16 protein-coding genes are annotated in these 18,679 nt (G+C 48.4%); 10 read left to right on the top strand and 6 right to left on the bottom strand.

The window, feature by feature from the left end:
• Window positions 1-6: 6 nt before the first annotated feature.
• Complete coding sequence (locus NSQ57_RS19725) at window positions 7-753, top strand: ABC transporter ATP-binding protein (RefSeq protein WP_013311782.1); 747 nt, start codon at window positions 7-9, stop codon at window positions 751-753.
• A 2-nt stretch (window positions 754-755) separates the two neighbouring features.
• A complete protein-coding gene (locus NSQ57_RS19720; RefSeq protein WP_342425191.1) occupies window positions 756-1,979 on the top strand; it encodes an ABC transporter permease in 1,224 nt (407 codons plus the stop codon).
• Window positions 1,980-2,090: 111 nt separating this feature from the next.
• Here the strand turns inward: NSQ57_RS19720 and NSQ57_RS19715 are convergent, their stop codons facing one another.
• Window positions 2,091-2,207, bottom strand: coding sequence for a hypothetical protein (locus tag NSQ57_RS19715; RefSeq protein ID WP_023990126.1), 117 nt, complete (start codon window positions 2,205-2,207; stop codon window positions 2,091-2,093).
• A 206-nt stretch (window positions 2,208-2,413) separates the two neighbouring features.
• Here NSQ57_RS19715 and NSQ57_RS19710 point away from each other — a divergent pair, with 206 nt between their 5' ends.
• Window positions 2,414-3,691, top strand: a complete 1,278-nt coding sequence (locus tag NSQ57_RS19710) for a HAMP domain-containing sensor histidine kinase (RefSeq protein WP_029518264.1) — start codon at window positions 2,414-2,416, stop codon at window positions 3,689-3,691.
• 101 nt (window positions 3,692-3,792) lie between these two features.
• On the opposite strand, the gene NSQ57_RS19705 is transcribed toward NSQ57_RS19710, so the two are convergent.
• Entirely contained in the window at window positions 3,793-5,091 is a 1,299-nt protein-coding gene (locus NSQ57_RS19705) for an aminotransferase class I/II-fold pyridoxal phosphate-dependent enzyme (RefSeq protein WP_342425190.1), read from the bottom strand.
• Between the two features lie 180 nt (window positions 5,092-5,271).
• Between NSQ57_RS19705 and NSQ57_RS19700 the strand changes: the two genes are divergently transcribed.
• The gene (locus NSQ57_RS19700; RefSeq protein WP_069012637.1) at window positions 5,272-6,057 is read left to right on the top strand and encodes an AraC family transcriptional regulator; all 786 of its coding nucleotides are present in this window, start codon (window positions 5,272-5,274) and stop codon (window positions 6,055-6,057) included.
• A 187-nt stretch (window positions 6,058-6,244) separates the two neighbouring features.
• Here NSQ57_RS19700 and asd read toward each other — a convergent pair whose 3' ends face one another.
• Both asd and NSQ57_RS19690 read right to left on the bottom strand, forming a co-directional pair.
• Entirely contained in the window at window positions 6,245-7,042 is a 798-nt protein-coding gene (gene asd / locus NSQ57_RS19695) for an archaetidylserine decarboxylase (RefSeq protein ID WP_029518267.1), read from the bottom strand.
• Between the two features lie 88 nt (window positions 7,043-7,130).
• Complete coding sequence (locus NSQ57_RS19690) at window positions 7,131-8,258, bottom strand: YheC/YheD family protein (protein WP_029518268.1); 1,128 nt, start codon at window positions 8,256-8,258, stop codon at window positions 7,131-7,133.
• 204 nt (window positions 8,259-8,462) lie between these two features.
• Here NSQ57_RS19690 and NSQ57_RS19685 point away from each other — a divergent pair, with 204 nt between their 5' ends.
• Window positions 8,463-9,626: a glycosyltransferase family 4 protein gene (locus NSQ57_RS19685; RefSeq protein WP_340956725.1), complete on the top strand. Its 1,164-nt coding sequence runs from the start codon at window positions 8,463-8,465 to the stop codon at window positions 9,624-9,626.
• Window positions 9,627-9,739: 113 nt separating this feature from the next.
• Window positions 9,740-10,519, top strand: coding sequence for a WIAG-tail domain (locus tag NSQ57_RS19680; protein ID WP_342425189.1), 780 nt, complete (start codon window positions 9,740-9,742; stop codon window positions 10,517-10,519).
• Window positions 10,520-10,649: 130 nt separating this feature from the next.
• On the opposite strand, the gene NSQ57_RS19675 is transcribed toward NSQ57_RS19680, so the two are convergent.
• Window positions 10,650-12,449: a M4 family metallopeptidase gene (locus NSQ57_RS19675; protein ID WP_342425188.1), complete on the bottom strand. Its 1,800-nt coding sequence runs from the start codon at window positions 12,447-12,449 to the stop codon at window positions 10,650-10,652.
• Between the two features lie 444 nt (window positions 12,450-12,893).
• Window positions 12,894-14,672 (bottom strand): M4 family metallopeptidase, encoded by a 1,779-nt coding sequence (locus NSQ57_RS19670; protein WP_340933060.1) that lies wholly within the window; start codon window positions 14,670-14,672, stop codon window positions 12,894-12,896.
• Window positions 14,673-15,231: 559 nt separating this feature from the next.
• Between NSQ57_RS19670 and NSQ57_RS19665 the strand changes: the two genes are divergently transcribed.
• The 4 genes from NSQ57_RS19665 to NSQ57_RS19650 are packed head-to-tail and all read left to right on the top strand — an operon-like array spanning window position 15,232 to window position 18,618.
• Window positions 15,232-16,161: a glycosyltransferase gene (locus NSQ57_RS19665; protein ID WP_069012640.1), complete on the top strand. Its 930-nt coding sequence runs from the start codon at window positions 15,232-15,234 to the stop codon at window positions 16,159-16,161.
• A complete protein-coding gene (locus NSQ57_RS19660; RefSeq protein ID WP_340886309.1) occupies window positions 16,158-17,093 on the top strand; it encodes a glycosyltransferase in 936 nt (311 codons plus the stop codon). The genes NSQ57_RS19665 and NSQ57_RS19660 overlap by 4 nt, the downstream gene beginning before the upstream one ends.
• Window positions 17,090-17,890, top strand: a complete 801-nt coding sequence (locus NSQ57_RS19655; RefSeq protein WP_342425187.1) for a glycosyltransferase family 2 protein — start codon at window positions 17,090-17,092, stop codon at window positions 17,888-17,890. Before NSQ57_RS19660 ends, NSQ57_RS19655 begins: the two co-directional genes overlap by 4 nt.
• Entirely contained in the window at window positions 17,887-18,618 is a 732-nt protein-coding gene (locus NSQ57_RS19650; protein WP_029518275.1) for a sugar phosphate nucleotidyltransferase, read from the top strand. Before NSQ57_RS19655 ends, NSQ57_RS19650 begins: the two co-directional genes overlap by 4 nt.
• Window positions 18,619-18,679 lie beyond the last annotated feature (61 nt).

Raw genomic sequence — 18,679 nt, 5'->3', positions numbered from 1 at the left:
GGAGCCATGGAACAACAGCCTGTGTTGCAAATTAACGGACTGACCGGCGGATATAGCGCCAAGCGCCCGGTGTTGCATCAGATTTCGCTGGATGTGAAACCGGGCGAAATGGTAGGACTGATTGGTCTGAACGGGGCCGGGAAAAGTACGACCATGAAGCATATTTTGGGCCTGATGACACCGCAGGCCGGAGAAATTCGTGTGCAGGGGCATAAGCAGGATGAAAATCCCGAGGAATATCAGGGAGCCATTGCTTTTGTACCTGAATCTCCAGAGCTGTATCCTGAAATGACGGTGATGGAGCATATGGAATTCACGGCCAGAGCGTACGGAGTTAGCGAAGCAGATTTCCGCACACGCAGTGATCAAATGCTGGACTTGTTCCGTATGCGGGATAAAAGTGGAAGTATGTCGATGCACCTGTCTAAAGGGATGCGCCAGAAAGTGATGATTATGTGTGCATTTTTAGCGGGACCGCCGTTGTATGTCATAGATGAACCTTTTTTGGGTTTGGACCCGCTTGGTATTCGTTCCCTGCTTGACTTTATGTTAGAGATGAAGCGTTCGGGTTCGTCCATTCTACTCAGTTCTCATATTTTGTCCACGATTGAAAATTATTGCGATCGTTTCATTGTACTTCATCAGGGTGCCATCATTGCGCAGGGTACGCTGGACGAAGTGACAGCACAGGCGGGTAAGCCGGGCATGCCGCTGGAAGATGCATTTTATGAGCTGGTACAGGGCAGGGAATGAGCATGGATTTGCAACGTCTGCATAAAGAAAGACGTGTAGCGTTCTGGGGACAGGTGTTGCCTTATCTGGGCTATGTCATTCAGAGCGGTCTGGCGGTGGTGTTCGGCTTTGCACTGATTGCCTTTGCCGCATGGTACACGTCGCTACTAATGCATACTCCACCGGATTTGCCCATCCGCTGGATCATGCTTATTGTGGCTATTCCGATTGCTCATGCGAGCTTTCGTACGTATTTAAACGCAGCGGATATTGTTTTTCTCCGTCCACAGGAGCACGCAATGCACTATTATTTTAAGGCGAGCCTGATTCGGGGTGTGGTGTATAAAATATTCGGTTTGCTATTGCTGTCTATTATCGTGTGGCCGCTGTATATTCGCAGTGATTCCGCGCCTAAGCCGTTGCTACTGACCCTGCTACTGTTCGTGCTATTAAAGCTGCTATTCAGCTACGGCGGCTGGCAAGAGCTTCGTATGGTATCGATTGGCGGGAGTATAGGCTATCGTCTGCTTCGGTGGGTGTTGGCTGTGCTGATGGTAGCCGCATGGCTATGGCAGCCTCCACTACACAGCCTACCATTTATCATATTGGTCGGTGTGGTGTACGTGCTTGTTCTGCGTTTTCCGGTCAAGCTGCTAGTGGCTTGGGAAAAGCTGATTCGTACAGAGGGTATGCAGGCTGCTCGGGTGATGCGCACTTTGGGCTGGTTTGTCGATGTGCCCGCCCTTACGCAGAGAGTGACGCCGCGCCGTTGGCTATCCTGGTTGGGAGGTAACATACCTTGGAACAGAAGGGGAGCGTATCGTTATCTGCTGTTTAAGACGTTCCTGCGCACAGAGCCAGCAGGTATTGTCATTCGGCTCGGGATTCTGGGGTTGTTAATTATATATATCACCCATGCTAGTTGGATTGGTATTGCAGTATATTTATTTTTCATATTCCTCATTGGTGTACAGGTCACTTCACTAAGGCAGTATCACAAGGATTCGTTATGGCTTCAGTTGTATCCGATTCCTGCGCATAGTCGTCGTGCGTCTTTTCTCGACTTTGTTGTTCGGTTGACGTTGCCGGCTGCTGTGGTTCTGTGGCTTCCTTTTCTGGCAAAGGGAACGGAAGATCTACTGTCTACACTGCTCACGTTGCTTGGGGGAGTTGCAGTAGTGTTCCTGCTACGAGGCGCTCAAGCCAAAAAATGGCGTTTGGACGGTCAGGATGAAGAAGAAGTGTGATTTGTATCTATGTGAATAAAGTAAAGGCTAATTCGCAGGCAGCACTTGCTGCTTGCGAATTAGCCTTTTTTTGTACTGCTATCATAGCCGTGGGTGCAGATATCCGTCAGCTTATATAAAGATCGTTTTGCTGATGATAACTAATAAAATGAACAGTACCAGAATTGTTCCTGTGCTTGTGAATGCGCCGTAACCACCGTAACCGCCTCTTGTTTCTTCTGCTCCCATGCTCATTCTCCTCTCGGTCATTGTGATAAAGGATACATCGTATCTTATGAAGTGGATTTTCAGATTGCGTGGGCCATTGCTCAGGTATGTTGCTGAATCGCCTTATATTTTTCATCAGATGTAGGGGAGGAGAGAGGAAAAGACACGTATTGTCGAGAATAGAAGAAGTACGTAATCATTATCACTTGGAAAGTGGGAAAGACGAGATGCTGATAGATAAGCTGCTCGTGAACATATTTCTTGTGTTTGTACCGTTATTGGTATATAGCGCTTTGTCAGATCATCGGCATATGAAACATACCCCGTTGCTTATGGGAGGGGTGCTGGGTGTGTCTTCTGTGCTTTGCCTTATGTTTTCGTATATTTGGTATGGACTATTTTGGGATCTTCGATATGTTCCTCTGATCCTTTCTGTTTTATATTTTGGTCCTAAGGCAGGGCTTCTGAATATAACGTTGATGGTGATGGCTCGTATGTATATAGATCCTGAGTCTATAGTGGTGAGTTTTCCCAGCATGATGTTGTGTTATTTGGGACCTCTCTTGGTGAGAAAAAAGTTTATGCAGCTCAATAGTATATTGCTTCGGGTGGGCATGAATATGCTAATGAGTATATGGACTAGTATTGCCATGTTTATATTTCTGTTAATACATTCCTGGGTCAATGGAAGGCTAGATAAGGATGAGATCGAGCTGATCCGGGCAATACTCTGGTTCGGTATGATTCAATTCCTAAGCATTGGAGCCTCCTCTTTCTGGATGGAGTTTAGTTTGGAACGGGAAGAAATGAGAAGAAAGATTAAATATGCTGAGCATCTGAATACGTTAGGTGAACTGGCTGCCTCTATGGCTCATGAAGTACGGAATCCATTGACCGTTATTAAAGGGTTCTTGCAAATGGTTCAGTCAGGGCTAGAAGGGAAAAATCGCAGATATATTGCTTTGGCACTAGCAGAGGTCGATCGGGCTGAAAGAATTATTAGCGACTATCTGAACTTATCCAGACCGCAGATTGGGAACACAGAGCTGATGGATCTGTCTGGCATGGTTCAACAGATTGTTTTGCTTTTGAAACCGATGGCGACCAAGCAAGGCGTAAGACTGTATACTGAGCTAAGGAATGAAATATACGTACATATGGATCGTAATCAGCTGTTACAGGCGTTAATACATGTGACGAAAAATGCGATCGAAGCTGCGGATGATGGAGGCAGGGTATACATAAAGCTGGCGATTCAGGAAGAGAAGGCATGTCTGCATATTAGGGATACAGGAAAAGGCATGAGTCAGGAGCATCTGGAGCGAGTGGGTACTTTGTTTTTTTCAACCAAAGAGGTAGGAACGGGACTGGGAACGGTCGTCTCCTTTCGAATCATTGAAGCCATGAACGGAAGTATACACTATGAGAGTGAGCCCGGAGTCGGAACGGAGGTAGTCATCCTGCTGCCACTCGCACAAGAATCAATGCTCGCTGCTGAAGGATAGTTTGTTTCGAAGTGTGACTTACAATGGTTCAGCCCATTAAAAAGCGGTATGCCACAACATCCGGCATACCGCTAATGATGCTATATTGAATCTGTTACATATTATGCGTTCAACAAATCTTGTGCGCCACGGTAAACAATGTCATACAGGTCTTCCAGATACTCTTCCTCGATACATGAGAATGCGATTCGGAGATCATATTCACCCAGCGCAATTGTTCCTACCCCATATTGTTCCAGCAAATGTGTGCGCAGTCGTTCAGCGGACAAGCCGTTCAGCTTAAGGCACATAAAATAACCCGAATTGAAAGGATAGTAGCTCCATACATCTCCGTATTTTCCACTATCGAGCAACGCTTTGACTTTATTAGCCCGCCCCTTCATAATTTGGAACTTTTCATTTTTCTGTTGTTCAAAATCGGGTGATTTGAGGGCATCCAGGACGAAGGTTTGAGATGGGTGAGGACCGCTCGAAATCGTTGCCCGAATAATCCCTAATGTTTTTTGTTCCAGTGCGCTCAGTACATCCTGATGTTTCGAAGCAAAGGTAATAAATCCGACACGGAAGCCCCAAACGAATTCTTCTTTGGTAGCTCCGTCAATTTTGACGGGTAGAATTCTCGGATGAAGTCCAGCTAACTGACCGAATAGTGATTCATGCAGGGAGTCCTCGAAGAACAGACCAAAATAAGCGTCATCCGTCACAACTACGACATTGATGCCTGCTTCTGCGGCTTCCTGAATGGCAGCAACAATCGCTTTACCCTCTTCGACTCCCGGTGTGTAGCCCGTCGGGTTATTCGGGAAGTTCAGCACAACGATTGCTTTGCCGTATTCTTTCTGTGCCAGTAGCGCCTCGCGTAATCCTTCACTATTAAAACGTTGATCCTCTGTGAACAACGGGAAATTCACCAAACGTCCATGACGGCGAATACCGAAAGTCAGCTCATAGTTTTCCCAGTTTTTGTCTGGGTAAATGACAGCGTCCCCTTCATCCGTGAACAGGTCGGCAACGATGCTCAAACCATGGGTCAGCGCGTTCGTAACTACGGGAAGGCCATAACCTTTTCCAGCCAATGAAGGGTTTTCCTTCAGCATTTTGTCACGCCATACACTACGAAGTTCAGGTTTGCCCGCAGGGGGTGCGTAAGGGTATAAATCCTTGGGATTGTAAGCGGACAGCTTCTCCTGAATGACCTCCAAATGCATAGGACCATTACCTTCCGTAGCAATACCAATCGTGGCGTTGTACTTTTTAGCAAGCTTCCCGGCTTCTGCGGATTGACTCAAAATCCCCTCTTTTGGGAAATAAATTTCTTTCCCTAAAAGAGAAAGCATTTGATATACATGCTCGTTGCCTGTCTGAATGTTTTGGTTTAACTGCGCTGCCAGTGGATTCATTCCCGTTTCATCCTTCCAAGTCATTTTGATTACATATTATAGCATCACACACGGTAAGCGTCACGCAAAAGCATCTGGGCGCATAAAAACGCATTTTTTTGCTTAATGAAGGCGCTGAGCTTATATTATAAATTAACGGGATAGAGGACAACCAAAGATTAACAAGAGGAGGTGCAGATTTTGCTGGATACATCTGCGTCATCGTTTATCCTGTTGTCGGCCTTCGCCAAAATTGTGTGCGAGCCGGGCTGGAAATGGCAGGTACGCGAGAAGCCGATGCCAAACTATGATTTATTCTATGTATGGAGCGGAGAAGGAACAGTGGTCTTAAACGGAACATCGTATCCGGTGAGCAAGGGGAGTTGCTTCCTGTTCAAGCCGGGGGATGATACCCGTGCCACACATAACCCGCAAAAGCCGCTCATACTTACCTATATTCATTTTGATCTCATCGAACAACCAGAGCTAGTCCCTGCAAGCTACCGTATGCTGGAGGAAACGTTCGAGGTAGAGCATATGCTTGCCAGGTACGTTCGACTGCGCCTGGAGCGTGCTTACGGAGCTGACGAGGAAGGCAAGCTGATTCTAAAACAACTGATGATTCATCTGCTGCGTGCGGACCGTAAGGAGCCGCAGGAGCAACAGGCCAGTAACCAGCTCACCGAGGTCATTCGGGAAACGGCCAACTACGTGCGTCAGCATCCGGGACTTCCTCATCGCGTCGAGGATTTAGCTGCACGGGCAGGGCTGTCACCGCGTTATTTTTCGATTAAATTCAAGGAGCTGCTAGGTGTTTCCGCGCAATCTCATATTATCAGCATGCGGATTGAGCGTGCACAGCATCTACTGCTGCATGCGGGAATGAATGTGACCGAGGTGGCAGAGGCTTTGGGGTATCGTGACATCTTTTTTTTCAGCCGCCAATTCAAGCAATACACGGGGAAAAGTCCGTCTGAGATCCGGTAATGTTATAGACGGTGGACAAGCTGTTTCGGATTTAGGCATAATGGGAGTAACGCATGACAAATATAAAGGATAAATTCCAAAAAAAGGACCCGAGCCATTACGCCGGGTCCTTTTTTATATGAGCAATTTATATCATTCGATCCCAATGCTCATATGTGTAGCTATAATCCTGTTATGATATATTCACTTATGCTTTGGGATCATGTCGAAAGCAACCCAGACGTTGTCCCATTTTCACCACATCCCCCAGCTTCAATGCGGGGTCTGGCTCAAACGTACCGTTCTCAGTTAGCAAAACGACGGTTGACCCAAATTCGAAATAGGCGAGATCGTCTCCTTTTGTCCATGAGACGGCTTTATCATCCGTATATTTGATGCTACTCACATTCATTGCGCCAACCTTAACGACCGCCACCTCACCGTATTCGTGGGCGATGTACGTAATCTGTCGTTCATTGCGGCTAAGAACTGCTCGCATATGCTGCAAGCCGAAGTCATTCACTGGGTATACCTTGCCGCGCAGATGCTCTTTTTCTACCAGCGTACCGGATACTGGTGCATGAATGCGATGATAATCCGTCGGGCTGAGATAGAGTACAAAAGCATAGCCGTGTGTGTATTTTTCAAGACGCGGAGAGCGGTTAAGAAGCTCTTCCAGCGTATAGTCCTGCCCTTTGACATTCAAAAGAGTGCCGGACGTAATTGGGCCAGTGAAAGTAATCCGTGCATCCACCGGACTGGTCATCACCTCGGCGTTCGTATCAATCGGGCGCATGCCCGCTTTTAATTTGCGTGTAAAATAGGCGTTCAGAGAACGGTATTCCTTCCATTCCTGTTCAGCCTCATGCGTCTGGATCTGGTACGTACGTATAAAGGTGGGGATAAAAAGTCGGCTTGCACCGCTTTGCGCGAAGGAGCCCACAATCCGGCACACCCACTTGCGCGATGATAGCTCCGTCATGAGCCGCAGCCACTGTTTTGCCATTACAGATCCCCCTTGTTCATTTCCGAGCCGTCTTGGCCGGAACCTGTCCGGCCGCTCTGAACTATATTGACACAGAATGTGACGTAAATCAATACAGTGGACGGCCTGGTGAACGTTCGGTGTCTGACGAAGGCATCCGTTCGAGAAGCCAACGAGCGTAAGCCATCGGCTGAGTGTATGTTTCTTTCCAGACATTGTGCATGCCAGCCTGGCTGAAGCCATAGCGCTGGTCACGACCGTTGCATTCGATAAAAACAATCTTGCCTTCACGGGTAATTCCCAGATCCAGACCGACATCGGCGAGACGAGGAAGGGTTTGTGCCAGTCGGTGCACGATTTGTAACGAGAGCCGCTCTAGTTCATTCATTAACCGGACTGCGTTCGAAGTCTGAACCGTCTCTGTTTGTGATAACACCTCCAGTAAGGAACGGGCCGTACCCCCCTGTGCCACATTGGAGACAAAGGTGTGGGAAGGAGCAATTTTAGCGAACATGCCTGTCACACCCCAGATACCGCCATATCCGCGCTGAACCGTCACACGGATATCAAACGGACGATTGTTGTACAAAGCAAGCGGTATGGTTTCCTGTACGATATGAGGCACATGCAGCAGTCGTTTGTGTAGAAATAACGGGAGTTCTCCGACATGCAAACGTAGTGTGGACCAACGCTCAGGTATAGAAGGATGTGCACATTGCAAAGTCCAGCCTCCGCGGGAATGCCGCAGACGCATAATTCCTCTACCCACGCTACCGCTACTGGGTTTAATGACAACATCTCCGGTTTCCTCCATTAAGGTATGGATGGAGGAAAGGTTGCCTTGCAAGGTTTTGGGGAGGTGGATGCGTAGCAGAGGGTCTTCCTGCAGAATTGCATGTATATGGTCTTTGGGGAAACGGTTTTGTTCATTAAAAATATAGTATCCCTTTTGTACAAGCTTGTTGATATCTCTAGCATTTTCATTTTGCCGATAGAGAGTCCGATTGTGGATGACCGGCGGCAACGGAAGAGTCATTTGCCGATACTCGTTGCCGTGTTTAACAAAAGCCCGGCATGTTCCGGTCGCTATATGAATATCCTCCAGACGAAGAAAGCAGGGGATGAGCTCGTAGCTTAACCCGGCGTCCTCGTAATTGGCGATGGATTCATATCGCGTCCTCATGGCGGGAATGCCCCGGTAGGTTGCCGGGTTGAGCATGACGCCGACATGCAACATGAGTATGTCCGCCCTCCTTGTAGCACTCCAACTGATCATACTGTGATTGTAGTCCATCATATGTATCAAAGATCGGCCAGGCATGGACGCTAGCCTTGCGGTAAGCCCAAAGTTAGAAGCGAGGCACCTTTCAGGGAGGCAGACGATATGATACAAGATGAGTGTTGCAGAGTGTTGGAATAAGGTCAGAAAGTAGGTGTGGTGATGCAGAGGCCGAAGGTAGCAGTTGTTACACCGGGCTCCTTTGTTATACCTTCGCCCCGCAGCAGTTCTGTGGAGCGGGTAATTGCCCGCATGGTACCGCTGGCTAGTCATGAGCTTCAGGCGCAGATCTATGGCATAAAGGGAGCAGAGGCATCGGATCATGGCGATGTCGACGGAATTCCCTGTATGCGTTTTACGCGGGGAGCAGGTTATATTTCTGAGGTGATTGCCGATTTAAAGAGATGGTCACCAGCGGTAGTAGATGTACACAACCGCCCGGCAGTTGCGTATGCCATTCGCGAGGCTTTGCCCAATAGCCGAGTTGTGCTGACTTTGCATTCGACCACGTTCATCCGGGAGCCTCACCTTGAACGGAAGGACATGGGTAGGCTACTGGCATCAATGGATCGCATTATTGTGAACAGTGCGTATTTGGGAGCAATCGTAGCTTCTGACTGTTCCGAAGCAGTCAGGAAACGCATCGTCGTAAACAAGCTGGGTATCCATCCTGGCGATTTCCTGCCACGGTGGACTCCAGCAGCAGAAGCGGCCAGGTCGGCGCGATTGGACGATTTCGGCTGGTCAGGCCGCCAAATCGTATTATTTGCGGGCAGACTGATGCCAGGGAAGGGCGTTCACCGGCTGCTCAAGGCCCTGCGGCATGTCGTCCGCGCCTGCCCGGGCGTACTGCTGCTCATTGCAGGTAGTGCCTATTACGGGCATGACCGCCTCACGCCGTATACGGCGTCGTTGCATCGGCAGGTGCGTAAACTAAGGTTGGGGAAGCATGTGCAATTCCTAGACTATGTTCCGCATCCAGCATTGGCCTCGCTATATCAGCTAGCCGATGTGACTGTTGTTCCTTCAGTGAAGGATGAGGCCTTCGGGCTGGTCAATCTGGAAGCTATGGCAGCAGGAGTGCCGGTGGTCGCTTCACGAATCGGCGGTATTCCAGAGGTAGTACAACACGGCGAGACAGGCTGGCTTGTGTATCCGTCTCACGGTGAGCAGGAAATGGCCGATGCCATCATCAGGCTGCTCCAGCAACCTGACTTGCGACGACGGATGGGAGAAGCCGGACTTGGCGAGGTACGGAGACGATTTTTGTGGCAGCACTCAGCACAACGCTGGGCACAAATCATAACGGACTGCGTAACGGAGTGACGTAGGCGCTGTTACGCGCATAGGCTATCTTATAGGCATTAGCCATGATTCCCAGCCGGGTGAATGAAGCGGAGCGACCGCTGGTTCACTCCTGTGCCAAAGGAGCGGTCACCATGAACCATCGTACGAACCATAGCCCTAAGGATAAAAGAACAGCACGGCGTAACCTTTCCCATGCGGTTCCCTCCCCCCGTGTTAACAAGGAGAAAGCGGCTTCGACTTCCGGCAGTCATAGACCGAGCCAGCGCGGGACGGCAACGGTCCCTGCCCCTGTAGAGAAGGATACCTCGGTTCAAGCTGTAGAGGAAGCGGCATGGAAGAAGCATAAGCTTCCCAAAACGCTAGAGGAAGCGATGCAGATGAATCGAGCATCTGTACTGCTGTTGTCTGTGCCTGAGTCAGATACGGAATGCAGGATGGATAACGATAAACCGTCTATTACGATGGAAGATCAGGCAGAGCAAGATTCATTACTGGATTGTTCCATAACCAGTATTCACATTGCGGAAGGAAGACACCGCCCAAAGCAGCGCGTGGTCTTGCCTGAGCAAGATATCGATCTAGCTTTCGATACGGAGAAAGAATTAGACTTGAATGCCATTCGCGACGGATCAGCGACCAGTGACGAGGCTTCTGACGATCATATAGCTTCACCTCAATATGGGAGCATTTCTTTTCACCTCCCCGCACGGGCAGATAGGGGCGAAGTGAGCGTTGTATTTGAGAACCCTTTTGTAGATACACAATATGTAATCACCGCCAATGCGAGTGTACCGGGAGTGATGGTATCCGTCACACAACGTCAGAGGTATTCGGCAGTACTTACTGTGGAACGCATACACTCGGGACCGATATGTGAAGGGTTGGTCCTTTGGATTGCGATGGGGCAATAATAAGAAGCCAGGAATATAAGTGCCCATAATCAACTTTATAGTAGAAAAAAGGCGTCCCATAGTGGGACGCCGTATACATAAGAGGGAAGGGGGAAGACTTGTAATATCGGGGAAGTTTGTATTATTTTACTTATCTCACACCTACAGCGTCAAAAGACTTCATAGCAGAGGTTACGGCTATTGAATTTTCACCATAACTATCTTTGGCCGCTTGGATAACAGCGGCACGCGCGGTGGAGAAGTTAGACGTAGAAGTCAGATAATTGGTGAAGGCATTATAATAAATATATACGGCTGCATCACGTCCGATTCCATCTACCTTGACACCATGGAAGGTGCCTCCTTGTGCCAGTAGATAGTAGGCTTTATTAATAATGCCACTATTAATATGGGCTCCACCATAATCCTCGTTGTTAGGATCAGGATAGAGATTGCTGTAGTGATCGACTTGACCGTATTTGGCAGGATCGGAAAGGGAGCGAATGGCGTCGCCCTTAATATTAGGAGTATAAGCGACTTTGCCGAAATCCCAATTGGTGCGATCAATGTCGTTGCCTATAATATCTGAGATGGCTTCACTTAATGCACCAGATTCAGCGAAATACACGAGCCCTGATGAATGCTCGGTTACACCGTGTGTCAGCTCATGGGCAACAATTTCAAGATCGCTGCTAAAAGGGGCAAATAACGTGCCGTCTCCGTCTCCGTAAAGCATGTGAGTGCCACCCCAGTGGGCATTATTGTAGTTTTTTGCGCCGTAATGGACTGCCGAAGCGATGGCCATGCCATGCCCGTCAATGCTGTCGCGTCCAAATCTATCCTTGTAATAATCGTAAGTGCGGATAGCGTAAGCGTGGGCATCCACCGCAGCCGGATCTTCCCATACATTATCGGAATCTGTATACAGGGTGCCGGGGAGCGTCTCGGTGTTGTGGACGTTATAAGTTAGGATTCCTTTACCACGAGTCGTATCTTTTAGTTGATACTTCTTGCCCGAGGCTGTGGTTTCAAATGTTTTGGTATCGCCGAATACACCGCGCCCTGTGCCGATCACTTCGTTAAGAATGTCATACTTGAATACGATTTTTCCGTCATTAGCGTCAATAAAGTAACGTGTGCGCAGCAGAGTGGGCTGTAGAGTATTAACTTCGGTTACATAGACGAGACGTGTGGAGTCTCCATCGGGATAGATGTACAGTTCTGCTGTAGGGTCCACGCTTGGTTCCAGATTGGCAATCTTGGGAATAGAGGATGCAGGCTCTACCACTTCCAATGTACTGTTCTCCAGTTCAGCTGCTTTATCCAAATCCAAGGAGTCCTTATCAACAGAGATTGAAAATTCATTGTTAGATGCTGTTCCGTAAGTGTCTTTACTTACACTACTTGTACCCTCGTAAGGTTCAGGAACGATTGGGGCGGAGGAAGGGAGAGACTGAACCCGTATAGCTGCATCTTTATAAGCGGTATATACAGCCTCAGTAGCACTGATTTTTGGAGTTGTATTTTCTTTGGCATTGGCTTGTTGATCTTCTGAAATGACAGCTCCCAAATAAGAGGTGACTAAGCCAGATTTGTTCACATGAAGGGTCTGTTCGGCTCCAAATACGGGAATTCCGTCTACATATTGTTTTAACCGATAATGCTTTGTACCAAATTTGTCACTGGTGCGATCCACGATACGAAATTGCTCGCGCACATGGGAACCGATGTGGGTATCGTCCAGACTCAATAATGTTTTTTGTTGTCGATTTAAAAAGCTCCAGACCAGATTGTCGCCTGTTACCGTTGAAGGAGACTTCCAGTTCACCGTTTGGAATGTTGGCGTAAACTGAGTCGGATCGGGAACAGAATTTTCAGCTGCGGAGGCTCCAGGCGCAATAGATCCTAATAACATAGCTCCTCCTAGAAGTGAAACCCATACTTTTTTCAATTCATACTCACTCTCCCTAATTAATGTTGGGGTAAAAAACACCCTGTTTGCAGAAGCCTCGGGTCATATATGTAAGTCTTGTTGCTCCTTTGAAACGTGAAGAGGCTGGATAAAAATGACCTTATGTAAAATATTAAGGTTTATTTTTTTGCAATTTCATCGTCTCGGCTCTGATATTAGCACAGAGGTTGTCGAACGAGAAGATTAATTTCACAAAATACCCCAAGATGAATCTTTAGTCCCTGATTTACTGTTTATTTGTATTATTTAGTCGAAAATGATCGGAGGGACTCAATGAATATGAAAAGAGCGCCCCTTTGAGGGGACGCCATAAATAAGGGGGGAAGGGGCGCAGACTTGTACACTGCACCCCTATGACCACATGACAGTTGCACAACGGCAACGGTCTATGGACGAGAATATGAGGATTATAGCGTATATGATTTAGTTTACGCCTACAGCATCAAAAGATTTGGCAGCTGCAGTTGCTTGTGCCGAGTTCGCGCCGTACAGATCATTTGCCGCTTGGATCACAGCAGCGCGTGCGTTGGAGAAGTCGGAAGAAGAAGTCAGGTAGTTCGTAAAGGCGCTGTAGTAAATTTGGACCGCTGCATCGCGACCAATTCCATTTACAGTTACACCATGGAAAGTACCACCTTCTGCCAACAGATAGTAGGCTTTATTGATAATACCACTGTTCGTATGAACGCCACCGTTATCGGAGCTGCCTTTATACAAGTCGGAATAGTGATCTGGTTGATCATACAGCGTAGGATTGGACATAGAGCGCAGAGCATCGCCTGCAATGTTTGGCGTATAAATATCATCGCCTACAAGCCAGTTTTTACGCTGAATGTCATTGCCGATGACGTCTGAGAAAGCTTCATTCAATGCACCGGACTCTCCGTAATATTCCAAATTCGAAGTATACTCTGTGACACCGTGCGTAAGTTCATGCCCCACTACATCGGGGTCCCCGCTGAAGGCGATAAATGTGCTACCGTCTCCATCTCCATAAGTCATTTGGGAGCCATTCCAGAAGGCGTTGTTGTAGCGGCTACCGTAATGGACTGTCGAACGGAGTTGCAGCCCGCGTCCGTCAATACTGTTGCGTCCGAATTTGGACTTATAGTAATCATATGTTTTGGCAGCATATGCATGGGCATCCACGCCAGCTGGATCATTCCATACATTATCGGCATCGGTCAGGAGGGTACCTGGGATGCTTTGACGGTTGGAGGCCGTGTAAGTCACGATACCGTTACCGCGTGTTGTATCCTTTAACTGGTAGCTACTGCCCGAAGCAGCCGTGGTGAATGATTTGGTATCACCAAGCACACCTTTACCTGTACCTGTCGCTTCATTAATGATGTCATACTGGAATACGATGCTGCCATCATTGGCATCAATAATGTAGCGAGTACGCAGTGGGGCAGGTTCTAAAACATTGACTTCTGTTACATAAACCAGCTGCAGGTCATCCCCTTTAGGATAGAAGTACAGATCGGCTTTAGGATCTACTTCTGGCTGCAGATTAGCGATTTTGGCAATGGAACTTTTTTCTGTCTCCACCGCTTCAATTTTGCTATCTTTCAGGACAGATGCTTTATCAAGACTCAGCTCGTCCTTATCGGTGGATATCGTTTTTCCGTTGTTAGCTGCTTCGGAGTAAGTGTCTTTGCTTACACTGGTTTGCTCCTCAGCATCTTTAGAGATGGTATCGTCGGAGGTAGGGAGGGCTTCAATTCGTGCAGCTGCTTCTTTATATGCAGTGTAGACCGCTTCAGAAGCGCTGATTTTTGGAGTTGTACCTTGCGTAGCTTCAGCTTGCTGATCCTCACTAACCACCGCTCCTAAGTAAGAGGTGACCTCACCAGATTTGCCCACATGAATAGTCTGTTCAGCTCCATATACGGGAATCCCGTTTACATACTGTTTCAGCCGATAATGGCTCACACCGGACTTGTCGCTTGTGCGATCAACGATTCGGAATTGTTCACGTACACTAGAGTCGTCCGCACCCAATAACGATTTCTTTTGCCGATTCAAATAGCTCCATACAATGTCGTCACCCGATACCGAGGAAGGGGCTTTCCATTGCTCGGCGTGAAAGGTCGGTGTAAGCTGAGTTGGCCCCGAAACGGAACTCTCCGCTGATGCACCAGACGCGACAGACCCTAACAACATAGCTCCTCCAAGAAGCGAAACCCATACTTTTTTCATTAAAAATTCACTCTCCTCGATTAATGTCAGGATGAATCATCCTGTCTTGAATAAGGCATTGCGCCATTTATGTAGGTCGTGTTGTCGTCTGGAATAGAAGAAAATGGAACATGAAGAGAAATACCGAAGTGTTTTTCATGAAGCGTACGTGAAAAGAGGGTACTGCAGTATGAAGCATGTGGCCTAAAAAGGTGACAAACTCCTCCTTTCCTGTCGTATATAAAGAAAATAGAATAATGGTGGATAATGGAAAAAAATGACTTATGCAAAAAAAACTAATGTTGATTTTTTGAACTCCCATCATCTGGCTCTGATATTAGCACAGAGAATGACGGACGAGAAGATCTATGTCACAAATTTATCCAAAATGAATCTTTAGACCCTAATAACTCACTTATTTAATAGGATTAATAAGTTATGTAAAATAAAGTCGAAAATTGCTATGTCGAAAAGACTCCACGCTTGCCGTTACACACGGCTTTTGGACCGCATAGGTTATGTTGAACTGTCCTAATCATGCTGTCCATCTATACAGCAGGAAGGGAGGTGAGACGGGAGCATGAAGAAGCAGGGAAGAGCTGGATACAAGATCAAACGGAGGCGGCATTCCGGCGCATACTATCATTCTAAGATGTGGCTGCCGTTACGAATGCCGAACATGCATAAGACCCCTGCCATGAGGGAGGTACTCGACACGGAGAGAGGGGCACAGATCGGCGAAGAGCGACCATCTGGACCGTCATCAGTGGGAAAGTTTTTCGTATCTGTCATTATTCCGGCCATGAATGAGCAAAAAACAATCGGAGCTGTGATTCGCGAGGCGCGCCGTGTCCATCCACATACAGAGGTTATCGTCGTTGAGAACGGATCACACGATAGAACGGCGAAGGTGGCAGCAGCGGCGGGAGCTCGTGTACTTTCTTTCCCGGAACCGCTCGGACATGATGTTGGCCGTCGTGTTGGAGCGGAGGCGGCATCCGGACAGATCCTGCTTTTCCTGGATGGGGATATCGTCATTCCCTGCGTTAGACTCCGGCCGTTTATACACGCCATATGTGCAGGAGCGGATGTGGTGCTGAATGATTACCATGGACCTGTGAATCATACGCCCGTACATCCTGTAGTGGAGGCAAAGCATGTATTGAATATCTTGTCGAATCGTGCTGATTTAGGGGGGGCATCTATGACTGGCATTCCACACGCCATTAGTCAAAAGGCTCTAAACAAAATAGGTCCAAAGCCCTTGGAGAAACCTCCTTTATTTCAAGCTATGTCCATCGCTTCCGGGTTACGAGTGGTGACTGTATATGGAATAGCTGTCGGTAAAATAAATGCGACACGTAAAAAACAGAACGGCAAGGACCCGCTGGCAGGTGTAATTGTTCAGGATCATCTGGATGCCATTGCCTGGCTTACATCGCATCTGGGAACGCGTGCGGGCTTTACGGATTTGGAGCGCAAACGGATCAGAGACGAGGTGAAACTGTGAGTAGACCGTATCGCAGAGGGAAGCGTGAAGAACCGAGCTGGGGGATCAGACGTGTTCAGCGAAAACGAGGAACGACGACTTCAATGCATAGCCGTAGGGTGAGAAAGCCCACACCTCGGGCAACAGGAATGACCAAAGTGACTCCGCCTGTGGAACGCGAAGTTCCGGGAGATATTGTATTACAGGGAACCGCAGCGGCCGTGGTCAGCGCCTGTAATGAAGAGTCAACGATTGACCGGGTGCTGAGCGAGCTGGAAAAACTTCCGCTTACGGATATCATTGTCGTATTGAACGGCTGCACGGACGGCACGCGCTCCACCGTAGCCAAACATCATCCTAATGTGACTCTCGTCAACGTGCCCGATCGACTGGGGCATGATGTTGGCCGTGCAGTAGGCGCGCGTATGACGCAGGCTGATATTGTGCTGTTCGTGGACGGAGATTTGCCGATTTCAGCATCTGATTTGCTGCCTTTTCTCCACGCGGTGGATCAGGGAACGGATGTTGCGCTTAATGATCTGGGCAGACATTTGCCCCCCTATGCCCAGCAAGACAGCGTGACACGGTGCAAAGCATTCCTGAATCGCGTACTGCGCAGGCCGGATCTGGGAGCAAGCTCATTGACCGCCGTACCGCATGCATTATCTCGGCGTTTACTGGATCAGCTTGGCTCAGCCGTGCTTGCCGTACCGCCAAAAGCCCACGCCATGGCAATTCTGTATGGCATGATCGTGGCGGCAGTACATGCTGTCGATGTCATTAAAACAAACCGTAAGCGGACCTTCAATGTTGGCAAAGGGAACGCTATGGAACAGTTGATCGTCGGTGATCATGCAGAGGCACTGACGGCTGTGTTTCAGGTAGCCGGGTATTCCCCGCTCGGGCCTGTTCCAACACGGGTAGACGTTGCCAAAGGGAGGAATGCACAATGAGTCTGACGAGCATCATTATTCCGACTTATAACGGCCTGCATCTGTTAAAGCCGTGTATTGAGGCGATTCGGACACATACGATAGATGTACCGTATGAAATCATTGTTGTGGACAACGCTTCGAATGACGGAACGGATGATTTTTGCGCATCCGAGCGGCTGATCAGCATACGTCTTCCTGAAAACAGGGGCTTTCCAGCAGCATGTAATATGGGGCTCCGGCTGGCTTCGGGTGATCAGTTCGTTATTTTAAACAATGATGTGACGGTTACGCGGGGATGGCTATCGAATATGTTGGCCGCATTGCAGAGCGAAAGCATCGTGGGATTGGTGGGACCGGTGACGAATTGCGTCAGCGGTATTCAGCAGATACACGGCTTGGAAGGAGATTTGGCCAGCTGTCTGAGATATGCGGAGCAGAATAATGTAAGTAATCCCTCCAGGTGGCAGGAGGTTAAGCGGTTGGTCGGATTTTGTTTGTTATTCCGGCGTGATCTGATGGAACGGATCGGATTGCTGGATGAACGGTTCAGTCCCGGACATTATGAGGATGACGATTATTGTCTGCGCGCACGTGTGCATGGCTACAAGCTGCTCATGTGCAACGACTGTTTTGTCTATCACGAGGGGAATGCGAGCTTCTCACGCTCGGAAACTTCCTGGATCGAAGAGCTGATCGAGCGGAACTATCGTTTATTTATAGAGAAATGGAGCATAGATCCCAGAATGTTCATCGAAACTGGAAACGCTGGGGGTGTATGCACTGAACATGCTGTCGAAGGAGGAAGGAAGATATGAAAGGGGTTATTCTCGCAGGAGGAACCGGATCGCGCCTTCATCCGTTGACTACATTACTCAACAAGCATCTGCTTCCGGTCGGCAAGTATCCCATGATCGTATATGGTATCGAGAGGCTGCGACAGGCTGGGATTACGGATATGCTTATTATTATTGGTAAACAATCGGCCGGACTGTATACCGATTTTTTGGGCAGTGGCAGTGATTATGGTGTCCAACTGACCTACCGGATTCAAGAAAAGGCGGGCGGCATTGCAGAAGCACTCGAACTGGCAAGAAGCTATATGCAGGCAGAAGAGAAATTCACTGTTTTGTTAGGTGATAATTTGTTCAAGGAAGACTTGGGACCTGTGATCGAACGATTCAAGCAACAGCCCCCGGGGAGCGCCAGAGTGTTGTTGAAAAAGGTGGCAGATGCTCGTCGTTACGGGGTACCCGTGTTTGATCCTGAGCGTCCGGAGAGCATTACGCGGATTGAAGAAAAGCCACAGCATCCCCAATCCAAATACTGCGTTACGGGTATCTATATGTACGATACTGCCGTGTTCGATAAGATCCGGCAAATTACACCTTCGGCACGTGGTGAGCTTGAGATCACGGATGTTAACAACTGTTATGCCGCTGAAGGCAAGCTGGAATATGATATTTTACGGCGTTATTGGAGCGACGCAGGAACCTTCGATTCCCTTCAGGAAGCTGGATTGAAAATGAAAGGACTTCTACCTTGATCTCAATGAAACACCATCCTACCGGGCCAGGCATATAGTATAGGCATAATGCCACCCGGAG

This window comes from Paenibacillus sp. FSL L8-0502 (assembly GCF_038593055.1).
GTDB classification, from domain to species: Bacteria; Bacillota; Bacilli; order Paenibacillales; family Paenibacillaceae; genus Paenibacillus; species Paenibacillus polymyxa_D.
The sequence above is the reverse complement of the archived record's forward strand: the minus strand, read 5'-3'. Positions and strand labels throughout refer to the sequence as shown.

Coding starts and splice junctions, on each gene's coding strand:
- NSQ57_RS19690 (WP_029518268.1), bottom strand. CDS start 8,258: ATGTTGCATGTCGGCGTCATGCTCAACCCGGCAACCTACCGGGGCATT.
- NSQ57_RS19710 (WP_029518264.1), top strand. CDS start 2,414: ATGCTGATAGATAAGCTGCTCGTGAACATATTTCTTGTGTTTGTACCG.
- NSQ57_RS19670 (WP_340933060.1), bottom strand. CDS start 14,672: ATGAAAAAAGTATGGGTTTCGCTTCTTGGAGGAGCTATGTTGTTAGGG.
- NSQ57_RS19665 (WP_069012640.1), top strand. CDS start 15,232: ATGAAGAAGCAGGGAAGAGCTGGATACAAGATCAAACGGAGGCGGCAT.
- NSQ57_RS19685 (WP_340956725.1), top strand. CDS start 8,463: ATGCAGAGGCCGAAGGTAGCAGTTGTTACACCGGGCTCCTTTGTTATA.
- NSQ57_RS19655 (WP_342425187.1), top strand. CDS start 17,090: ATGAGTCTGACGAGCATCATTATTCCGACTTATAACGGCCTGCATCTG.
- NSQ57_RS19705 (WP_342425190.1), bottom strand. CDS start 5,091: ATGAATCCACTGGCAGCGCAGTTAAACCAAAACATTCAGACAGGCAAC.
- asd (WP_029518267.1), bottom strand. CDS start 7,042: ATGGCAAAACAGTGGCTGCGGCTCATGACGGAGCTATCATCGCGCAAG.
- NSQ57_RS19725 (WP_013311782.1), top strand. CDS start 7: ATGGAACAACAGCCTGTGTTGCAAATTAACGGACTGACCGGCGGATAT.
- NSQ57_RS19650 (WP_029518275.1), top strand. CDS start 17,887: ATGAAAGGGGTTATTCTCGCAGGAGGAACCGGATCGCGCCTTCATCCG.
- NSQ57_RS19720 (WP_342425191.1), top strand. CDS start 756: ATGGATTTGCAACGTCTGCATAAAGAAAGACGTGTAGCGTTCTGGGGA.
- NSQ57_RS19680 (WP_342425189.1), top strand. CDS start 9,740: ATGAACCATCGTACGAACCATAGCCCTAAGGATAAAAGAACAGCACGG.
- NSQ57_RS19715 (WP_023990126.1), bottom strand. CDS start 2,207: ATGGGAGCAGAAGAAACAAGAGGCGGTTACGGTGGTTACGGCGCATTC.